Source organism: Lihuaxuella thermophila, from assembly GCF_900110165.1.
Lineage (GTDB): Bacteria > Bacillota > Bacilli > Thermoactinomycetales > Thermoactinomycetaceae > Lihuaxuella > Lihuaxuella thermophila.
Genome location: NZ_FOCQ01000007.1, coordinates 12,175 through 32,539, shown reverse-complemented (window position 1 = coordinate 32,539; position 20,365 = coordinate 12,175). Strand labels below are relative to the sequence as shown.

The 20,365-nt window shown below is 52.6% G+C and carries 16 protein-coding genes; 15 read left to right on the top strand and 1 reads right to left on the bottom strand.

Annotated features, from left to right (window positions below):
• The first annotated feature begins 69 nt into the window (after positions 1-69).
• The 13 genes from BMW55_RS09050 (at position 70) to dinB (ending at position 14,663) form a co-directional block, all read left to right on the top strand.
• Entirely contained in the window at positions 70-681 is a 612-nt protein-coding gene (locus BMW55_RS09050; RefSeq protein ID WP_244527525.1) for a TetR/AcrR family transcriptional regulator, read from the top strand.
• 61 nt (positions 682-742) lie between these two features.
• Positions 743-1,903 carry an acyl-CoA dehydrogenase family protein gene (locus BMW55_RS09045; RefSeq protein WP_089967685.1) on the top strand — a complete coding sequence of 387 codons (1,161 nt, stop codon included), beginning with the start codon at positions 743-745 and terminating at the stop codon, positions 1,901-1,903.
• A 101-nt stretch (positions 1,904-2,004) separates the two neighbouring features.
• Positions 2,005-2,361 (top strand): SCP2 sterol-binding domain-containing protein, encoded by a 357-nt coding sequence (locus BMW55_RS09040; RefSeq protein WP_089968197.1) that lies wholly within the window; start codon positions 2,005-2,007, stop codon positions 2,359-2,361.
• Positions 2,362-2,453: 92 nt separating this feature from the next.
• A complete protein-coding gene (locus BMW55_RS09035; RefSeq protein WP_089967682.1) occupies positions 2,454-4,352 on the top strand; it encodes an AMP-dependent synthetase/ligase in 1,899 nt (632 codons plus the stop codon).
• Complete coding sequence (locus BMW55_RS09030) at positions 4,336-5,169, top strand: SDR family NAD(P)-dependent oxidoreductase (RefSeq protein ID WP_089967679.1); 834 nt, start codon at positions 4,336-4,338, stop codon at positions 5,167-5,169. The genes BMW55_RS09035 and BMW55_RS09030 overlap by 17 nt, the downstream gene beginning before the upstream one ends.
• 13 nt (positions 5,170-5,182) lie before the next feature.
• Complete coding sequence (locus BMW55_RS09025) at positions 5,183-6,364, top strand: thiolase family protein (RefSeq protein ID WP_089967676.1); 1,182 nt, start codon at positions 5,183-5,185, stop codon at positions 6,362-6,364.
• Positions 6,345-7,127 (top strand): enoyl-CoA hydratase/isomerase family protein, encoded by a 783-nt coding sequence (locus BMW55_RS09020; protein WP_089967673.1) that lies wholly within the window; start codon positions 6,345-6,347, stop codon positions 7,125-7,127. The genes BMW55_RS09025 and BMW55_RS09020 overlap by 20 nt, the downstream gene beginning before the upstream one ends.
• A 70-nt stretch (positions 7,128-7,197) precedes the next feature.
• Positions 7,198-8,391, top strand: a complete 1,194-nt coding sequence (locus BMW55_RS09015) for an SDR family oxidoreductase (protein WP_089967670.1) — start codon at positions 7,198-7,200, stop codon at positions 8,389-8,391.
• Positions 8,392-8,991: 600 nt separating this feature from the next.
• Positions 8,992-10,137 carry an acyl-CoA dehydrogenase family protein gene (locus BMW55_RS09010; protein ID WP_089967667.1) on the top strand — a complete coding sequence of 382 codons (1,146 nt, stop codon included), beginning with the start codon at positions 8,992-8,994 and terminating at the stop codon, positions 10,135-10,137.
• Positions 10,138-10,160: 23 nt separating this feature from the next.
• Positions 10,161-11,339, top strand: a complete 1,179-nt coding sequence (locus BMW55_RS09005) for a CaiB/BaiF CoA transferase family protein (protein ID WP_089967663.1) — start codon at positions 10,161-10,163, stop codon at positions 11,337-11,339.
• Between the two features lie 25 nt (positions 11,340-11,364).
• Entirely contained in the window at positions 11,365-12,516 is a 1,152-nt protein-coding gene (locus BMW55_RS09000) for a thiolase family protein (protein ID WP_089968194.1), read from the top strand.
• 33 nt (positions 12,517-12,549) lie between these two features.
• The gene (locus BMW55_RS08995) at positions 12,550-13,317 is read left to right on the top strand and encodes a 3-hydroxyacyl-CoA dehydrogenase (protein ID WP_089967661.1); all 768 of its coding nucleotides are present in this window, start codon (positions 12,550-12,552) and stop codon (positions 13,315-13,317) included.
• Positions 13,318-13,583: 266 nt separating this feature from the next.
• Positions 13,584-14,663, top strand: coding sequence for a DNA polymerase IV (dinB, locus tag BMW55_RS08990; protein ID WP_089968191.1), 1,080 nt, complete (start codon positions 13,584-13,586; stop codon positions 14,661-14,663).
• Between the two features lie 67 nt (positions 14,664-14,730).
• Here the strand turns inward: dinB and BMW55_RS08985 are convergent, their stop codons facing one another.
• Positions 14,731-16,134: an MFS transporter gene (locus BMW55_RS08985; protein WP_089967658.1), complete on the bottom strand. Its 1,404-nt coding sequence runs from the start codon at positions 16,132-16,134 to the stop codon at positions 14,731-14,733.
• Positions 16,135-16,377: 243 nt separating this feature from the next.
• Between BMW55_RS08985 and BMW55_RS08980 the strand changes: the two genes are divergently transcribed.
• Both BMW55_RS08980 and BMW55_RS08975 read left to right on the top strand, forming a co-directional pair.
• Positions 16,378-17,025 carry a TetR/AcrR family transcriptional regulator gene (locus BMW55_RS08980; RefSeq protein WP_089967655.1) on the top strand — a complete coding sequence of 216 codons (648 nt, stop codon included), beginning with the start codon at positions 16,378-16,380 and terminating at the stop codon, positions 17,023-17,025.
• A 123-nt stretch (positions 17,026-17,148) separates the two neighbouring features.
• On the top strand, positions 17,149-19,821 hold the full coding sequence (locus BMW55_RS08975; RefSeq protein WP_089967652.1) for a phosphoenolpyruvate synthase: 2,673 nt from the start codon (positions 17,149-17,151) through the stop codon (positions 19,819-19,821).
• Positions 19,822-20,365 lie beyond the last annotated feature (544 nt).

Genomic DNA, 20,365 nt, shown 5'->3' with positions numbered 1-20,365 from the left:
ATATATTAAAATAATGATACCAATACGTACTGGTACTCTAGAGAACAGGATGATGAACAATTGCTTTTTGTGACGAACATGCCGAAAGAAGCCCGGGACAAGATGCTGTATGCCGCACTTCATCTGTTTACGACAAAAGGATTTAAGGAAACCTCGATCTTGGAAATCGTGGAGCAGGCAAGAGTGTCGAAAACCACATTCTATCAATATTTCAAGAGTAAAGAGGAATTGCTGGTCAGTTTGTTCCAGCAGCTGGCTGAAGAAATCATCAAAGCAGTGGAAAGTGCGGTTCAACAAGAGAAAAAGGTCACTTATAAAGCATACGCAGGCATACGTCGTTACATCGAAATCTGTGTGGATCGATCGACTGTTGCCCAATTGCTGTTGGTTGAATCCGTCGGTGTCAGCCAGGCGGTTGAAAAAGTGCGGCGCGAGGCTCACAGAAGGCTTGCGGATTTGATTTATCAAATTGTTAAAAATGTCATACCGGCGTCGGTTTCGACTGAGGAAGTCCGGATTGTTTCCCAGGCGATGGTGGGTGCGATCAACGAGGTGGTCGTCCAAAATCTGTTTGAATCCGGCCAGGATGTTCAGATTGACGGGCTGGCCCGTTTGCTGAACCGGATTGTGGTCGGGTCCTATGTGAATTTGTCGCTCAAAGATTCGAAAGTCCTGCGTTAACCGGGCTTTCTTTGGCTGATAAGTACCAGTACGTATCAGTATCAAGCAAGGAGGGGAAGGTATGTCGGAGCAAGCTTCAGGCCTCAGTTTTCAGCTTTCCAGCGAACAGGAAGAATTGCGCAGATGGGCACACGGATTTGCAGAAAAAGAAATCCGGCCGGTAGCGGCTGAATATGACGAAAAGGAAGAGTTCCCCATGGAGGTGCTTCGCAAGGCGGCAAAGGCAGGATTAACCAGCTATATGGCCCCGGAGGAGTATGGGGGTGGGGGACTGACGAGCGTGATGGCCGCCTGCCTGATCGGGGAAGAGTTGTTTTGGGGATGTGCCGGGATCGCCACCTCTCTGTCGGCAGCAGGTCTGGCCGGGTTGCCCATCTATTACATGGGTACGGAAGAACAAAAGAAAAAATGGATTTCCTATCTGTGTGATCCTGAACATCCCAGACTGGGAGCGATGGCGCTGACGGAGCCGGGAGCCGGGTCCGATGTGAAAGCGATTCAAACCCGAGCCGTTCGGGACGGGGATGAATGGGTCATTAACGGACGCAAATGTTTCATCACCAACGGCGGGATTGCCGACCTGTATGTCGTGTTTGCCAAAACGGATCCCGATGCGGGCTATTACGGTGTTTCGGCATTTATCGTTCCGGGAAATACACCGGGGGTATCCGGAGGAAAGAAAGAACGGAAAATGGGTATTCGCGCTTCCCATACGGGGGATGTCATTTTTGAAGATGTGCGCGTTCCCCATGAAAATTTGCTCGGCGAAGAGAATATGGCTTTTTTTGGGGCAATGAAAATGCTGGAATATTCCCGCCCGGCGGTGGCGGCTGCAGCTGTCGGTGTAGCGCGGGCCGCATATGAGTACGCACTGGAGTATGCAAAACAACGCGTTCAATTTGGTCGCCCGATCTTCAAGAATCAAGCGATTTCCTTTATGCTGGCCGATATGAAAACCAAAATCGATGCGGCCCGGCTGTTGACCTGGAGGGCGGCTGAATTGGCCGACCGGGGTGAATCGTGTGCCGTTGAAGGAAGCATGGCCAAAGCTTTTGCCGCGGAAACGGCCATGGAAGTGACGACCAATGCCGTTCAGATTCTTGGCGGCTACGGCTACATGCGGGATTATCCGGTCGAAAAATGGATGCGGGATGCCAAAATTTTGTCGATTTACGAGGGGACGACACAAATTCAGAAAAAAGTGATTGCAGCCGGTTTGTGAAAGTTATGACATCCACGTGCACATTTTGAAAGCGTTTCCCGTTGCGGGTCTCCTTGATGAACATAAAAGAAATTTTTTCAGATAAGAAAGGGGAATATGAAATGACCAAAGATTACAGTGTAAAGGAAATTTTCGATAAGATTGAGCAGGCGTTGAATGAGAACCCGAAACCGATCGAAGGCATCAACGCCATTTATCAATATGATTTATCCGGCGACGATGGAGGGACATACCAGCTTCATCTGTCCGGGGGCGAGGCAAAGGTTTACGACGATTCGCCGAATCAAGCGGATTGCACATTGCAAATGTCGGTAAATGATTTTAAAGAAATGCTCATGGGAAACTTAAGCGGAACGGCTGCTTTCATGTCAGGGAAGCTAAAGGTGAAAGGGAATATCGGGCTGGCGATGAAGCTGGAGAATTTATTGCGGCAATATGACGTAAACCAATATATCTGAACGCTTGACCCGGTGTGGAGCATCCGGGTCCGCCATCCCTTTCTATGCCGCTCTTTAGTAAGTCACTCTGTTTCACGCTCAGGAGGTCCCCGATGAAAGCGAAAAATTTGTTGGACATGGTGCGGCGTTCGGTGGAGCGTTACCCTGACAAAGCGGCATTGATGTGGAAGAGTCAAGGGAGTTACCGCAGCCTTACGTATCGCCAGTTTTGGGAAGAAATCCGGCTGATCGCCGCCGGTTTGGCCAGGCTGGGCGTCGACCGTGGCGATAAAGTGGCGATCCTGTCTGAAAATAACCCGAAGTGGCCGATTGCCGATTTTGCCATTTGCAGTTTGGGTGCGGTGAGCGTACCCGTTTATCCTGCCCTTCCGGCCGAAAAAGTGGTTCAAATCATGAAAAAAGCCGATTGTCAGGCAGCGGTGGTCGAAAATGAAGAGCAGTTGACGAAAGTTCCCGTCGGAGAGCCAAATATGCGTATTGTTGCGGTCATGGATCCGAAATCCGCTGCTTCGGGAAATGAGAAGGTTGTCCATTTTTCGGAGCTGAAAAAAATCGGTGCTGAGCATCCGCTCCATCATTGGGAGCAGATCTGGACGGAGCTCGACCGGGATCAGCTGGCCACGATTATTCATACTTCCGGAACGACCGGGGAGCCCAAAGGAGCGATGCTGACACACGGGAATTTTTTGGCCAATATGGAGGGAATCCAGTTTTGGTGTCTGGAAGCTCGTCCCGAGGATGTATTGCTTTCCTATCTCCCTCTGTCTCACGTGTTTGAGCGGCTGGCAGGACAGTTTATGCCCCTGTCCGTGGGGGCCACCATCGCCTATGCCGAAAGCATCGACAAGATCCAGGAAAATTTGCTGGAAGTAAGGCCGACGGTTATGACCAGCGTTCCACGGCTGTTTGAAAAGATCTATGCGAGGGTGCAGGAGCAGATCGAAGCCGGCACGCCGCTCAGACGGAAAATCTTTGACTGGGCGGTTCAAGTGGGTCTCAAACGATACGAGCTGTATCTGCAGACGCCGTTGGATCAAATGATTTGGAACGACTGGCCCGCCCGGCTGCGCTTGGAGTGGAAGCTGGCGGACTGGCTGGTTTACCGCAAGGTGAAGTCACGGCTGGGAGGGCGGCTGCGGGGGATGATCTCCGGCGGCGCCGCACTCAACCCGGAAATCGCCAAGTTTTTCTGGGCCATCGATGTTCCTGTTCTCGAAGGCTACGGCCTGACGGAAACTTCCCCGGTGATCGCCGTCAATCCGATGGGACGGGCCAAAATCGGGACGGTAGGCAAGCCGCTTCCCAATCTGGAGGTGCGCATCGCTCCCGATGGGGAAGTATTAGTCAGAGGACCCAGCGTGATGAAGGGATATTACAACGATGAGGAATCGACGGCCGCTCAGATCAGCGACGGCTGGTTGCATACGGGAGATCTGGGTGAGCTGGACGACGAAGGATTCCTCCGAATTGTCGATCGGAAGAAGAGCATTCTGGTTCTTTCAACCGGAAAAAACGTGGCGCCTCAACCGTTGGAAAACGCGATCAACCAAAGCGTCTTTATCGAGCAGTCGGCTGTGATCGGTCACGGGAGGAAGTATGTGATTGTGTTAGTGGTCCCGGACTTTGAAAATCTCACTCCATGGGCCCGCAAAAAAGGAATCCCCACGCAATCACGAGCCGAGTTGATCAGGCACGGGGAGGTGCTCGATTTGCTTCGGTCCGAAGTGGAGCGGCTGACAAAATCGTTTGCACACCATGAACAGCCGAAAAAAGTGGTGGTGATGTCAAAGGAGTGGACGATTGAAACGGGCGAGTTAACTCCGACATTAAAAGTCAGAATGAACGAAATTGAGAAAAAATACAGCGACGTCATTCACCGAACCTATGCTGAAGAAGAGATCACGGAGTGGCGGGCTGCGACCGGTGAAGTCGCGGCAACCGTGCCGATCGCAAAATTGTGGGAGGGAACAGAGTATGAGCCTACCGCTTGAGGGAAAGGTCGCGCTGGTGACCGGTGCGTCCCGGGGATTGGGAAGGGCAGATGCCTTAACGCTTGCTCAAGCCGGTGCGGATGTGGTCGTGACCGATATTCTGATCGAAGAGGATGAAAATCTGGAAGAGACGACGCAACAATTGGGTCCGATGGCGCAAATCATGGCTCAGGCAAAAACGGTATACACCCGCTCGACCGCCGATGAGATCCGGGCGATGGGGCGCCGGTCTGCCGTCTTCCGGATGGATGTGACGGATCGGGAAGAAGTCAGATCGGTGATGGCCAAAGTCAAGGAACAATTCGGCAGAATCGATATCCTTGTCAATAACGCGGCGACTCTCGATCATACGGCCCGGCTGGAACATCAGAACGATGAGTTTTGGGAGCGCGACCTTCGCGTCAATCTGACAGGCGCTTACAACTGCTGTAAAGCGGTTTGGCCGTATATGAAAGAGCAAAAGTGGGGGCGGATTATCAATATGGCCTCCGTGGCCGGAACGTTGGGAGGGTATGGACAAGCCAGCTACTCGACCACGAAAGCCGGCATCCTGGGATTGACCCGGAGTCTGGCGCTGGAGGGGGCCAGGTACAATATCACCGTCAATGCGATCGTACCGGGCATCATCAACACGGAAGCCTTCCAGCTGACAAACCCGGACATGCGCGAACGAATGATTGCCCGAACGGCATTCAAACGTCCGGGGGAACCGGAGGATATCGCGCACGCGATCGCTTTTCTCGCCTCGGAAAAGGCCAAATACATTACGGGTATCGCTCTGCCGGTTGCGGGTGGAATCGATCTGTTTACTTTTTAAGAAGCGAAAGGGTGTGAGGCTGGTGCAGGATCGGGATGCGGTGATTATCGATGCGGTCAGAACCCCGATCGGCCGGAAAAAAGGTTCCCTGTCCCGGACACGGCCGGATGAAATGGCGGCATTTCTGCTGAAGGAGTTAGTGAGTCGAAATCGATTGAACCCTTCCGAAGTGGAAGATATCAAAATGGGTTGTGTGACCCAGATCGGAGAGCAAGGTTACAATATCGGCCGCCTGGCAGCCCTGATTGCCGGATTTCCTGTGGAAGTGTGCGGAGTCAGCGTCAACCGGATGTGCGGTTCCAGCCTGGAGACGCTGGCACAAGCGGCACATGCGATCATGGCCGGAATGGCCGACTGTGTCATCGCAGCCGGCGTGGAAAGCATGAATCGGGTTCCGATGGGCAGCGATGGAGGGAGCTTCAGCGAACGTTTGCTGGAGCGGTACAACATTATTCCTCAGGGATTTTCGGCGGAATTGATCGCTGAAAAGTGGAATCTCTCACGGGAAGAGCTGGATCAATTTTCGTTGGACAGTCATCGAAAAGCGATTCAAGCGCAAAAGGAAGGCCGTTTTGCCAACGAGATCATCCCCATCGAATGCCAAACTTCCGCTGGTGAACCAATGCTGCTTACCGAAGATGAGACGCCGCGTCCGGACACCAGCCTGGAAACATTGGCCGGACTGCGTCCTTCCTTTCAGTCCGACGGAAAGGTGACAGCAGGAAACTCCAGCCAAATCAGTGATGGGGCGGCGGCCGTCTTGCTTACCTCTCGAAAGAAAGCGGAATCACTCGGACTGACACCACGGGCCCGGGTGGTGGCAACGGCTCTGGCGGGAGTCGATCCGGAAATCATGCTGACGGGAATTATTCCCGCTACCAAAAAAGTGCTTGAACGGGCGGGTTTGACGCTCGATGAGATCGATGTGTTTGAGGTGAATGAAGCTTTTGCCTCTGTTGTTTTGGCATGGCAGAGGGAAATAGGTCCCGACCCCGAAAAAGTCAATCCCAACGGCGGGGCCATTGCTCTCGGCCACCCGCTTGGAGCCAGCGGTGCCAGGATGACAGCCACTCTGATCAACGAATTGGAACGCCGGGAAGGGCGTTATGGTTTAGCAACGATGTGCATCGGGTTTGGGATGGCGGTGGCGGTGATACTTGAGCGGGAGGGTCGTCATGGAAGCAAAACATTGTGAGGTTGAAATGCGGGATCGGGTGGCCATCATCACCATTAACCGGCCTCCTCTGAATGCGTTAAGCCGGGAGACCCTGTACGAATTGGGAACGATCCTGGATGCGTTGGAAGCAGATCCGGCCGTTGGTTCCCTGGTTATCACCGGAGCGGGGGATCGGATGTTCTCCGCGGGTGGAGATATTTCGGAATTCGGTGAAATGGCAGACCCGGAAACAGCGGAGAAAACCATTCGCCGGATGCACGACTTATTTAACCGGATTGAAGGATTTCCCAAACCAATCCTTGCCTGTTTAAACGGGAAAGCATTGGGCGGCGGAAATGAGTTGCAGATGGCCTGCCATCTGGCGATCGCCGCGGATACGGCAGAACTCTCATTGCCGGAAGTCCGGTTGGGAATCATACCCGGCTATGGAGGAACGCAGCGGCTTCCGCGCTTGATCGGCCGCAGGCGGGCGTTGCAGTTACTGCTGAGCGGCGAACGGATTTCCGCCCGGACGGCACTGGAGTACGGGCTGGTGAACCGTGTTGTCCCGTTGGCCCAGGTGCGTGAAGAAGCATTTCAGTGGGCGAAACAATTGGCTGCCGGCCCCCCGATTGCCATGAAGGGGATCCTGGATGCCGTGATGAGAGGAACTGAGCAAAGCCTGGATGAGGGGTTAAAGATCGAGCAGGAGAACCTGCTGGCCGTGATCCGTACGGAAGACGCGGTCGAAGGGGTGACGGCTTTCTTTTCCAAACGGCCTCCGTCATTTAAAGGGAGATAGATGGACTTGAACGGACAGGAATCACCTCTCTGCCGGGGGTGGTTCCTGACAACGTTCGGGAGGGGATCAAATGAAGAAAAACACATATTTTTTCACCGGCTTTCCGGGCTTTATCGCCACCCGAATCATAAAGAAGCTGCTGGAGCAAAACCCAAACGCCATGTTTGAGCTGCTGGTGCATCCAAGTCAGTTGGAGAACGCCGGGCAGGAAATCGGCAGGCTGGAACAAAGCGGGTATGGTACAGAGGATCAGTTTTCCATCATCCCGGGGGATATTACCCTTGAAAATTTGGGACTCAATCCGGCCACGCTGAAACGATTGAAAGAAAGCGTCCATGATGTGTTTCACTTGGCGGCCATTTATGATTTGGCTGTCCCGAAAGAGATTGCTTATCAGGTGAATGTGATCGGAACAAACCATGTCAATGATTTTGTCTTGCAGTTAAATCATTTACGCCGGTATGTCTATTTCAGCACCGCTTATGTGTCGGGGAACAGAACCGGTAAAATTTTGGAAACAGAACTGGATTGCGGTCAAACGTTTAAAAACTTCTACGAATCGACCAAATTCGAGGCGGAAGTGTTAACGCAACAGATTCGCGATCAGGTTCCCACCACCATTATTCGCCCGGGCATTGTGATGGGGGATTCAATCACGGGTGAAACCGTTAAATTTGACGGCCCCTACTTTATCATGCGTTTTTTGGACAAGTTTGCCAAATGGCCGATTCCGTATGTGGGGAAGGGGGAAGTTCCCTTCAATGTGGTTCCTGTTGATTATGTCGTAGAGGCGACCTGCTATTTGGCGCAACATCCGGCAGGGGAAAACAAAGTCTATCATTTGACCGATCCCCGTCCTTATCTGGCGAAGGACGCGTATCGCATGATCTGCGAAGCGTTGATCGGCAAAAAACCCTCCTTCACGCTCCCGCTCACCCTGGTGCATGGATTGCTCTCCATTCCCGCGTTTCGCAGGTGGGTGATGGTAGAAAAAGAATCAATCGAATATTTTCGCCTCAAAGCGGATTACGACTGTACGCAAACCTTGAAAGATCTGGAAGGATCGGGGATTGCCTGCCCCGATTTCAAGGATTACTACCGGGTGGCGGTTCACTTTTACAAACAGCATCGATTGGACCCGGAGAAAATGATTCTTGTGGATCAGGCAAGAAATAAGAATTCGGTCGGCGCGCGCTCCGGTTACCGGGGGCATCACTGGGCTACGGGAAGAGAATCCGTGAGGCAAAAATCGCAATCTTTGTAACGATCGCCTAAAAAGGGAGAAATGCAGTGTACGGAACAAAATGGGCTAATGAAAGAGCAAGCTACCCTTATCAGTGAAGTAGAAATTTGTCGTTTTGACGGAAAGCTATGTTTCACAAATATAATCACACTGAACAAGTCTGTGTGAGGCTTGCTGAGATTGATGACAAAATTCACGATTTGTTCTTTGGAAAGGGAAAAGATCGCGATTTTGTATATTACTGCGGTTTTATAAATAAAGGTAGCTTTTAACGCCATGTTAAGTTTTTTCATCTAAAACTCAAAGATGAAAGCTGAGTGAACGGACTCAGCTTATTTTCTTTGAGGCGTTTAAAGCGATTCAAATATACTAAAACAGCAGAATCTTACTGATTGAGCCGGATTCATTGATACTCGCTTCACGTTTTTTTGAATATTTCTGCTAAAATGAGTATAGAAGTTTATTCCCATAAAAATGAATGAATATTCATTCAAGCGTGGTGAAAGGAGGCCAATGTGCCGGATTATGTATGGATGAAATGAGCTTTTTCGCAATGCCGGGGGGAAGGTTCAGCAGTTTCGTGAAGACTGAACAGTTTTGAACCGATGGAGGAGAGGAGCAGTGAACCATCCGTATCTGACCGAAGATCATCAACTCTTCCGACAAACTTTGCGCAAATTTTTGGAAAAAGAGGCGTCCCCGTTTTATGACCAATGGGAGGAGAAAAGAGAAGTTCCCCGTTCATTTTGGAAGAAAATGGGCGATCAGGGATACTTATGTCCCTATCTTGATGAAAAATATGGCGGCTCCGGAGTGGATTGGGGCTATTCTGTCGTGATTAATGAAGAATTGGAGCGCATCGGTTCCGGGTTGGTCGGGATCGGCCTTCATAACGATATCGTCGTTCCCTACATCGTTTCTTACGGTACGGAGGAACAGAAACAACGTTTCCTTCCGGGATGTGCCAGCGGCGATATCATCACGGCGATCGCCATGACAGAACCGGGCACCGGCTCGGACCTGGCCAACATTCAAACGACGGCGATCCGGGATGGGGACGAATATGTGATCAATGGGCAAAAAACATTTATCACCAACGGAATTTCGGCCGATCTGGTCCTGGTCGCGGTGAAAACCGATCCGATGGCACAGCCCAAACACAAGGGCATCAGCCTGATCTTGGTGGAACGGGGGACACCGGGATTTTTCCGGGGGAAAAAGTTGAATAAAATCGGGCTTCACTGCCAAGATACCGCGGAGCTCATTTTTGACGAATGCCGGGTCCCCGCCGCTAACTTGCTGGGAAAAGAGGGACATGGGTTTCAGTACATGATGGAAAAGTTGCAGCAAGAGAGGCTGTTGGTGGCGATTTGTGCCCAGGTGGCGGCGGAAGAGATGCTCAGGATGACGATCGATTATGTGAAGACGCGCCAGGCGTTCGGCCGGCCGATCAGCCAATTTCAAAACACACAGTTTAAGGTTGCCGAAATGGCTACGGAGATCGAGATCGGACGGGCGTTTCTCGATCAATTGATCGCACGCCATATCGCGGGTAAGGAGATGGTGACCCAAGTGTCGATGGCCAAATGGTGGCAGACGGAAATGGCTAAACGGGTGGCCGCCCAGTGTCTGCAGCTCCACGGCGGATACGGGTACATGGAGGAGTATCCGATTGCCCGCAGATACCGCGATATTCCGGTTGCCGCCATCTATGCGGGAACCAATGAAATCATGAAAACCATCATCGCTAAAAACATGGGTTTATAAGAGGCGAAGGAGGGATCGCCGGAGTGCAGTTGCCGCTTTCATCGGTTCGGGTGCTCGACCTGACGCGTCTGTTGCCGGGCCCGTACTGTACCATGCTGCTGGCTGATTTCGGTGCAGAGGTGATTAAGATCGAAGAACCCGGGTTGGGGGATTACGCCAGATGGTATGAGCCGGGGTGGGGGAAGGAAAGTGCTCTTTTTGCCTCGCTGAACCGCAATAAAAAAAGCGTTACCCTCAATCTGAAATCGGAGCAAGGAACGATGATTTTCAAGAAGATGGTTGAGCGCGCGGATGTCGTGGTGGAATCCTTTCGTCCGGGCACGATGGAGCGCCTTGGATTGGGATATGAGACGCTGAAGGACATCAATCCCGGTCTGATCTATTGCGCCGTTACCGGCTACGGTCAGGACGGCCCTTATGCCGATCAAGCCGGACATGATATCAATTACCTCAGCTACGCCGGACTCATGGACTTGCAAGGAGAAAAAGGCGGGAAGCCGACCCTGCCGGCGGTGCAAATTGCCGACATCGGAGGCGGGGCCATGATGGCGGTCACGGGCATCCTGTTGGCCTTGTTGGCCCGTCATCAGACCGGCAAGGGGCAGCAGGTGGACATTTCCATGTTGGATGGGGTTGTATCCTGGATGCAGACGTTTCTCCCGCATTATTTGGCTACCGGCCAGGAGCTGCGCCGGGGTGAGCTGACCTTGTCCGGAGGGCTGGCGTGCTACGGAGTTTATGAAACGGCGGATCAGCGTTACCTGGCGGTGGGGGCACTGGAGCCGAAATTTTGGGCAGCTTTTTGCCGCGGAATCGGCAGGGAAGATTTGATTCCGCGTTTACAGGCACCGCCGGAGGAACAAGAGGAAATGAAAAAAATCATTGCTTCGATCGTCAAGCAGCGGTCGTTAACGGATTGGATGAACGTTTTTGCCGGAACAGACGCCTGCGTGTCACCGGTTTTAACCGTGGCCGAAATGGTGAATGACCCGCAAGTGGTCCATCGGCAGATGATCGTGGACAAGGAGCATCCCGCATTTGGAACTGTCCGGCTTCCGGGAACTCCGATCAAAATGTCGGAAGCGGCGGGTTCGATTCGCTCGTTTGCCCCTTCGTTAGGGGAACACAATCGGGAATATTTGAAGGAACTGGGGTACAGGGATGAAGAAATCATTCGGTTGAAAGAGGAGAATATCATTTAAGAGGAATAGAAAAGGGGAGATGGGTGTGAGGGAAGCGGTAATTGTGGAAGCGGTGAGAACTCCGATCGGGCGGCGAAACGGCGTCTTGAGCGGCATTCGTCCGGATGAACTGGCGGCCATGGTGCTCGCAGCGGTGGTGGATCGAGCCGGGATTTCCCCCGGGTTGGTGGAAGACGTGATCATGGGATGTGTGTCCCAGGTGGGGGAACAGGCGGTCAACATCGGGAGAATCGCGGCACTGATCGCCGGCTATCCGGAAGAGGTGCCCGGCACGACCATCGACCGGCAGTGCGGTTCCAGTCAGCAGGCCGTTCATTTCGCCGCCCAGGCAATCATCAGCGGGGATATGGATGTGGTCGTGGCAGCGGGAGTGGAAAGTATGTCCCGTGTTCCCATGTTTTCCAGCATGCAGGGAGCCAGCTTCAGCGAGAAGCTGACCTCCCGGTATGAAATCATCAACCAGGGACTGTCGGCGGAACGGATTGCGGCGAAATGGGGGTTCAGCCGGTCGCAATTGGATGAATTTTCCCTCAGGAGCCATGAAAAAGCATTGCAGGCGCAGAAAGAGGGGCGTTTTCAAAGAGAGATTTTGCCGGTGGAAGTGATGCTTCCGGACAAAGGGAAAGTGACAGTGGACAAAGATGAGGGGCCGAGAGAGGATACTTCACTTGATAAGCTGGCGGCTCTTTCCCCGTCGTTTATGGAAAACGGCGTCATTCACGCGGGCAACTCGAGTCAGATCAGCGACGGTGCGGCAGCTTTGTTGTTAATGTCCCGCGATAAAGCCGAGCAGCTCGGGCTAAAGCCGCGTTTTCGTGTACTTGCCCGCGCCGTGGTGGGATCGGACCCGACGCTGATGCTCACCGGACCGATCCCTGCCACGAAAAAAGTGCTGAAACAGGCGGGATTGCAATTAAGCGATATCGACGTGTTTGAAGTGAATGAGGCGTTTGCCCCGGTCCCGCTCGCCTGGTTAAGTGAAACCGGGGCCGATCCGGATAAGCTGAATCCCAACGGGGGAGCGATTGCACTGGGCCACCCTCTCGGTGCTTCCGGAGCGCGGCTGATGACGACGATGATGTATGAGTTGGAACGGACAGGCGGACGTTACGGCTTGCAAACCATGTGTGAAGGACACGGGATGGCCAATGCGACGATCATAGAACGTTTGGATTAAGCGGAAAATGGAGCAAAGGAGGAACCGTTTGAAATGAAGATTAAAAATCGTGTGGCTTTGGTGACCGGAGGCGCATCCGGTCTGGGAGAGGCGACGGTGCGGCGGTTGGTGGCAGAGGGAGGGAAGGCGGCCATTGTCGATCTGTCGGAAGAAAAAGGAGCCAAATTGGCGGCAGAATTGGGAGATCATGCGGTCTCCTTTACAGCGGATGTGACGGATGAAGCAGCCGTTCAACAAGTAGTGAACGGGATCGAGGAACGGTTTGGGAGACTGGATATCGTGGTCAACTGCGCGGGGATTGCCGTGGCTGAAAAAGTGTTGGGCAAGAAAGGTCCTCATGCTCTTGCTTCCTTTACGAAAACAATCCAAGTGAATCTGATCGGCACGTTTAACGTGATCCGTCTGGCAGCGGAAAAGATGTCAGCCAATTCGCCGAATGAGGAAGGGGAGCGGGGAGTGATCGTGAATACCGCTTCCGTGGCCGCGTTTGACGGGCAAATCGGGCAGGCGGCCTACAGCGCATCCAAAGGAGGAGTTGTCGGGATGACGCTGCCGATCGCCAGGGAATTGGCGAGATATGGGATTCGTGTGATGACCATCGCTCCCGGACTGTTCGATACTCCCTTATTTGCCTCCCTGCCGCAGGAAGCACGGGAATCATTGGGGAGGATGGTCCCCTTTCCGCCGCGCCTGGGTCTGCCGGATGAATATGCCCGGCTGGTTCAATCCATCGTGGAAAATCCGATGCTAAACGGTGAAACGATCCGTTTGGACGGAGCGATTCGCATGCAGCCGAAATAACGCGTCTCTATGCCACCCAAGGGACTGCTGATTACCCATATGGAGTCAGCAGCCCTTTTTCAATTTCCAATTTATCCGCCCTCCGCCGCCGGTTCGTGCCCAAGCTGTTTCCTCGTCAGGCGCGGCGGTTCACGGACAGGAGACAGTTTGATTGTAACCATCGACAGCAGGAGGGGGCTTTTCGCTCATCAGCTGAGTTGAATTTCCGCCGGATTCCCTTCATAATAGAGAATAAGAATGTATGTTTGGATGTGGGTGAGCCGCTGGTGAAGAAGATATTACATTTGGATCTCGATGCGTTTTTCGCCAGTGTGGAACAGCTGGACCATCCGGAGTTGAGGGGAAAACCGGTCATTGTCGGCGGCAGGGACAAGCGCGGTGTCGTGTCTACTTGCAGCTATGAGGCCCGGGCGTATGGGGTGCGGTCAGCCATGCCCACGGCGATGGCCCGCAAGCTGTGCCCGGATGGCATTTTTTTGCCGGTAAGATATGAGCGGTACGCCGAGAAGTCTGCCGAGGTTCGCCGCATTTTTACGGCCTACAGCGATCGCTTCGAGACGGTCGGGCTGGATGAAGCCTATTTGGACGTCTCCCATTATGAAAATGCGGTTCCCGTCGCCCGTGAAATCAAGCGGCGGATTCAGGCTGAAACCGGGCTGACTTGCAGTATCGGTCTCTCGTACAACAAGTCGATGGCCAAAATTGCCAGTGATTTGAAAAAACCGGACGCGTTTGTGATCATTCGGCCGGAACAAGCCTTGGAGATATTAAAGGATTTGCCGGTGGGTACGCTGCACGGCATAGGGAAAAAATCGCGGGAACGGCTGGAGAACATCGGAGTGTTTACGGTTGGAGATTTTTGGCGCTTATCTTTGGATGAAGTGGTGCAGATGTTCGGCAAGTTTGGTTATGCCCTGTACCACCGGGCGAGAGGAAAGGATGATCGGGAGATCGTCACGGACCGTTCCCCCAAATCACATAGCCGGGAGTCCACCTTGCCTGAAGATTTGTTTGACCGGGAGTCGGTTGCAGCGGTCGCTCGGGAGTTGTTGGCCGAAGTGTGGCATGATCTGGACGGTGAAGAGATCACACCGCAGACGCTGACGCTGAAAATCAAGTACGCAGATTTCACCTTGCGTTCCAAACAACGAACGGCCCGGCCCGACACCGATTGGTCGGAGATATTGGAAGAATTGCTGGATGCGTTTGACTACGCAGCGGGCGTCCGTCTGGTGGGGGTGGGATTTTCCAATTTTGTGCAATCGCAGGCTGAAACGTACGAGCAGCTTTCATTGCCTTTGTGGCCCGTCACTTCGTCCGGTCATTCCTTTCACGCTAATGATTAAAAAAGCTTCACAATCGGGAATCCCGTTGTGAAGCTTTTTTCATGACAGTGTGGATGAGTCATGTGTTTTAGGGCGCCGGCACCGGTTCCGTTTGCCGTTTTCGTCCGAGGGTTCTTAGATACATCAGACCGCAAACCGCGGTGATTCCGGCAAACACCAGCAGCAGATTGCTGAACGGATGCGCTTCAGCCCGCCCGACAAACGGCAGAAAGCGAAAATCGAAAATGCCGATGTCAAGCAAACTGGCCACTGCTGCGGTTCCGACGGCTCCGGCGATGAAAGCGGCCAGACCGTAAAAGCCCATGCCGACCCCGATCCGGCTGGCCGGTAAGGTTTGTGTAATCGTTTCGGCCATGGATGTTTGCACAAAGGAAAACCCGATATACATCAACACGAGGACAGCGCTTGTCAACCAGATCCATTTATCGGTAAGTACGGCCAGAATGAGCAAAGATGCACCGACCAATGCAATGCCGGTGTAAAAGACGGGATGGCTGCCCTTTTTGGCTGTGAGATTCCCGGCAACCGTCCCGAAAATGACGGCACTGAATGCACCGGGGAACATCACCAGCCCGATCTCGTCGGTTGACAATCCGTGCAAGGTGTTGATCATGATCGGAACCACAAAGACGATTCCCATCACCGCACCAAACAACAGAAACCCAATCAAGACCCCGGTGCGGTATAACGGAGCCCGAAACAATTCCGGGTCCACAAACGGTTGCTCGGTGCGCCTGATGTGCAGGATAAACCAGACCGTTGCCACCAAGCTGATGAGCAGGTAAGGCCACTCGGGATTTGTGCAGAAGATGACCAGAAAAGAGATGGCTGCCCCGAGCAAAGCAGCTCCGAGCAGATCGACTTTTGCCGTTCCCTCCTTTGGTTCCTCTTTCGGCAACAGCTTGAGGAACGCGGGCAGGGAGGCGAGTGTAAATACTGGAATCAAAAACAGAAACGACCAGTGCATATAGGCAGACACAAAACCGCCGATCACCGGTCCCACGCCGACGGCAAACGAAGCGGTCGACGTAAACAGGCCGAACAGCTTCCCTCTCTGCTGCGGTGTAAAATACCTGGCGACGATCACCATCGTCAGCGCCGGAAGCGCGGAGGCTCCGGCTCCCTGAATCGCCCGGCTCAGGATGACGAACGGATACCACGCTTGCAGCACCATGCCGAGCAGCGAAGAAGAAACGTAGATCAAAATGCCGATCACGATCAGGCGGCGCAGATCATAGATGTCGGCCAGTTTGCCGAAAATGACTTGCCCCAGTCCAAATGTAATGATGAACGAAGTCACCACCCAGCTCACTTCCGAAGGCTGCAATTGGAACTGTTCGGCAATCTTCGGCGTGGATACATTAAACACGGTCTCGTTTAAAACCCCGAAAAATATCACGTATACGATTAACCACGAAAACTTTCGCAAGTCAAACTCTTGCCTTTCCTGCGGCGCAGACTCTTGGTTCATTTCAACGGCCTCCTTCTGTCCCTTTACCCCACTGACAAGATTGTCAATAGGAATGGGATACGCTCGTATGTTCGATTATACAACAATCTGTCTGCTCTTACCATCCCTGAAAAAATTAAGATATTGTGGACTTGTTCAACATTACCTTTACTTTCTGTCCGCCTATTGACCAAATGGTCAATCCGGTTTAGAATGGGAGTACAAAGCGATTGACCAGGTAGTCAATCGAGGGGGTTTTCGAACTTGAACGATTTGTACCAGCAGATTCCCGCAGAGAAGAGAGAAAAAATCCTTCAGGCAGCGATCCGTGAATTTGCCGAACGGGGGTATGATCAAGCATCCACCAATAAGATCATCCAGGAAGCTGCCATATCCAAAGGACTCTTGTTTCACTACTTTGGCAACAAGAAACAACTGTATTTGGCCACCTTTGATCATTGTGTGGCTCAGTATATGGACGAGATGGAGGAGATGATCCCTTCCCTTGTGGATTTGCCCAGCGATCTTTTCGACCGGATTCTTTATCTGAGTGAGTTTAAGTATCGTTATTTTTTGCGTCACCCTCTGGTTTACTCCTTTTTGCTCAGAGCCTACAGCGAGATTTCGAAAAAATTTCCGCGTGAAGTGGAAGAAAGGTTGCATGAATATCAAAAGATTGCCATGCCTTTCATTTTGGAGGGAATTGACCGCTCCAAATTTCGTGACGATCTGGATCTGGAGAAAGCCATGTCCCTGATCTACCTGTGTTTACATGCAATTGCTCAACGAATGGCGGAAGAAGCTTTGCAACAACCGGAAAAGGGCCTTGAACAATGGGAAGAGATGTTGAGCGATTATAAACCGATGCTTGAGATCTTTAAACATGGTGTCTACCGGACCAACGCGGAATGATCCGTCACATACGCTTTGTCCATGGGCGGAATCTTTGGTTCCGGTTGGTCGGTCAATGATGGTGAAGCTGCGGTGACCAGTGATGCGTCAACTTCTTCCTGGTAAAAAAGGGAGTGGAATGTCATGAAATATGTTTTGCATTTCGATGAGATCGACCGCCACAGCCTGCCGGTCGTTGGCGGAAAAGGAGCCAATCTGGGGGAGATGGCCCGGGCGGGGTTTCCTGTTCCTCCCGGATTTTGCCTCACCACATCGGCCTACCGCCATTTCATTGAAGCCAGTGATGAGATGGATGAATGGTTCGACTTGCTGAATCAATTGAAGCCCGAACAACTCGATGAGATCCGCTCATTGGGACAGAGAATCCGGGCTCACTTGCTCACCGTTCCGCTTGCTGAACCGATCCAATCGGCAATCATCGAGGCATGGACGAAACTGGGCAAGGATCATGCTTACGCTGTCCGTTCCAGTGCAACGGCCGAGGATTTGCCGACCGCTTCATTTGCCGGTCAACAGGAAACATATCTGAATGTGAAGGGGGAGGAACCGCTCATCGAGGCGGTCAAAAAATGCTGGGCATCCCTGTTCACGGACCGGGCGATCATTTACCGTGCCAATCACGGGTTTGACCACCGGTCTGTGTTCTTGTCTGTCGTGGTACAGCGGATGGTATTTCCTGATGTGTCCGGTATTATGTTTACGGCAGATCCGGTTACAGGGCATCGGCACACGGTTTCCATCGATGCCGGATTCGGGCTGGGCGAGGCGCTGGTTTCCGGCATTGTAACCGCCGATTTATACAAGGTGCGAGACGGCCAGATTATCCTGAAACAAATCTCCAAAAAGGAAAAAGGAATCTTCCCTCTTCCCGACGGTGGAACGGAAATCAGGGAGCTTGTGCCTGAACTTCAACAAAAACAAGCACTCCCGGATGAGAAGATCCTGGAGCTGGCCGAACTGGGCCGAAGAATTGAAAAACATTACGGTTCGGAACAGGATATCGAGTGGTGTCTGGATGGGGACCGCATCTATATCCTGCAAAGCCGGCCGATCACGTCTTTGTACCCGGTTCCGGCTGCCGGCGATCCCTATCCGCATATTTATAATTCATTCGGCCATAAACAGATGATGACGGATGTGATGAAGCCGCTCGGCATCTCCCTCTGGAGGACGTTTTTCCCTTTCGGCAAACCTTCCGTGCGCGCTGAGAGCCGGCTTTTTGTGGAAGCGGGGGGCAGGCTCTACGTCGATTACTCCTACCCCTTGTATTTGAAATCGGTTCAGCGAAAACTGCTGGAATCCACCATGCTGGACGATGACGTGCTGGCACTCAAACAAGCGGTTTCAAGGGAGGAGTTTCAGAAGGGCGCTCCCCGCAAAGGAGTGAAACGAACCGTATTCCGTGACTTTGTCCGGCCGATTTTGGGGATCCTCGCCCGGCTGATCCCCCGTTACATCCGAATCATCCGCTTTGAAGATCCGCATCAAGCCTATGAGAAAGTAACTTCCGCACTCGAGCGGAACTTGTGTGCGTTCAAAAAAGAGCTGAACCAGCGATCCGGCGCGGAACGGATCCGGTTGATCCAGAAACACGCCGGCCGTGATTTGTTCAGCTCGCTGGAGGAATCACTCGCGTACTTATGGGCCGGATTCGGGGCACTAACCAAGATCGAGCGCTGCGTGAAAAGGTGGTTGGGCGAAGAATTGAATCCTTCCATCCACAAATCTCCGCCCGGCAATATCACCAGTGAAATGGGGCTCTTCATCGGCGATCTGGCGGATGCGGCGAGACGCTTCCCTGAAGTGGTGCAATATTTGGAGCAAGCCGAAGATCGGTCGTTTGTTGAAGGGTTGAGCAAAGTGGAGGGCGGCGAAGCTTTCAAAGCCGAGTGGGACCGGTTCATGGAAAAATTCGGGATGCGGGCTCCCGGTGAAATCGACATCACCCGCGTGCGCTTCAAGGAATCCCCGACCCTGCTCATCCCATCCATTCTCAGCCATATGAGAAGCAATGAACCCGGTGAGCACCGGGAAAAATTCAAACAGGGAGAGCAGGAAGCGCGCGAGGCCATGGAGGCATTGTTGGAACGGGTCCAAGCATTGCCGGATGGTGCCAGAAAAGCAAAGCAGCTTTCCCGCCTCCTAACCGTTTACCGCCATACGGTCGGAATCCGTGAGTTCCCCAAATACGCCATCATCCGGTATTTCGATCTGTACCGGGACGCCATTTTGGAAGAGGGCGGCATGCTTGCGGATAAAGGGATCATCCAAGAGAAGGAGGACGTCTTCTATTTGTCGCTCGATGAATTGGCGTCCCTGTTGGAAAACCGTTACGAGGGGGATGTCAGGAAGCAGATTGAGAACCGCAAGGAAAGGGAAGCGGCATACCAAAAACTCACCCCTCCGCGCGTGATGACCGGCGACGGGGAAATCATCACGCCGGAAAGAACCAATGAACATGCACCCCCGGGCGCATTAATCGGCATTCCGGTATCCGCCGGGGTTGCCGAAGGCTATGTAAAAGTGATTCGCACCCTGAAAGAAGGGACATTGAACAAAGGGGACATTCTGGTCGCTCCTTATACCGATCCGGGTTGGACGCCATTGTTTCATTCAGCGAAAGCGCTGGTGACGGAGATCGGCGGGATGATGACCCACGGCTCCGTTGTGGCCAGGGAGTACGGAATTCCGGCTGTGGTCGGTGTGGAGAATGCGACAACCATATTGAAAGACGGCCAATATGTCCGTGTTGACGGCACGAAAGGGTATGTGGAGATTTTGGATGAGAAGCGCTGATCGCCTTCGAAGGGGATGGGTGTCTGGTTAGATGAGAAAAGCTGGGGCGAATGTCCGGTCGGACATCTGTTCCAGTTTTTTTGCAGGTGAAGGTCTGTTTCGATACTGGACCACCCAATCCAAATTCCTTCAGCAATTCTTTTCATTCGTATGTAGAGCACGCATATGGTATTGGCTTTTCATCCATGGTATAATGGGCGAGGGTTTTACCTTCATTTTGGATTTTATCAGAGGACATCTTTTCTTATGGGCATTCACGCGGGCATCCATTTCATTCGCATTCGGTAATGATCGGTACAGAACATATAGGCTCAACCATTTTTTCATATTCTTGGTTGGGTTTATTTGTGCTGTGCCTTTTTTCATTCCCGACTACGAATGAATGAGGTGCTTTTTTTATGTCCAAAAGAAAACGGAAATCAAGAAATTTATGTCATCAAGCGCCGGGCAAATCCACGGTTCTGCCTGATGTGTCTGCAAATCCCCAATGGAAGCATCTGGCCGGAAATCCGGGTATGGACCGGAATGGCCCAATCGGTCCCTT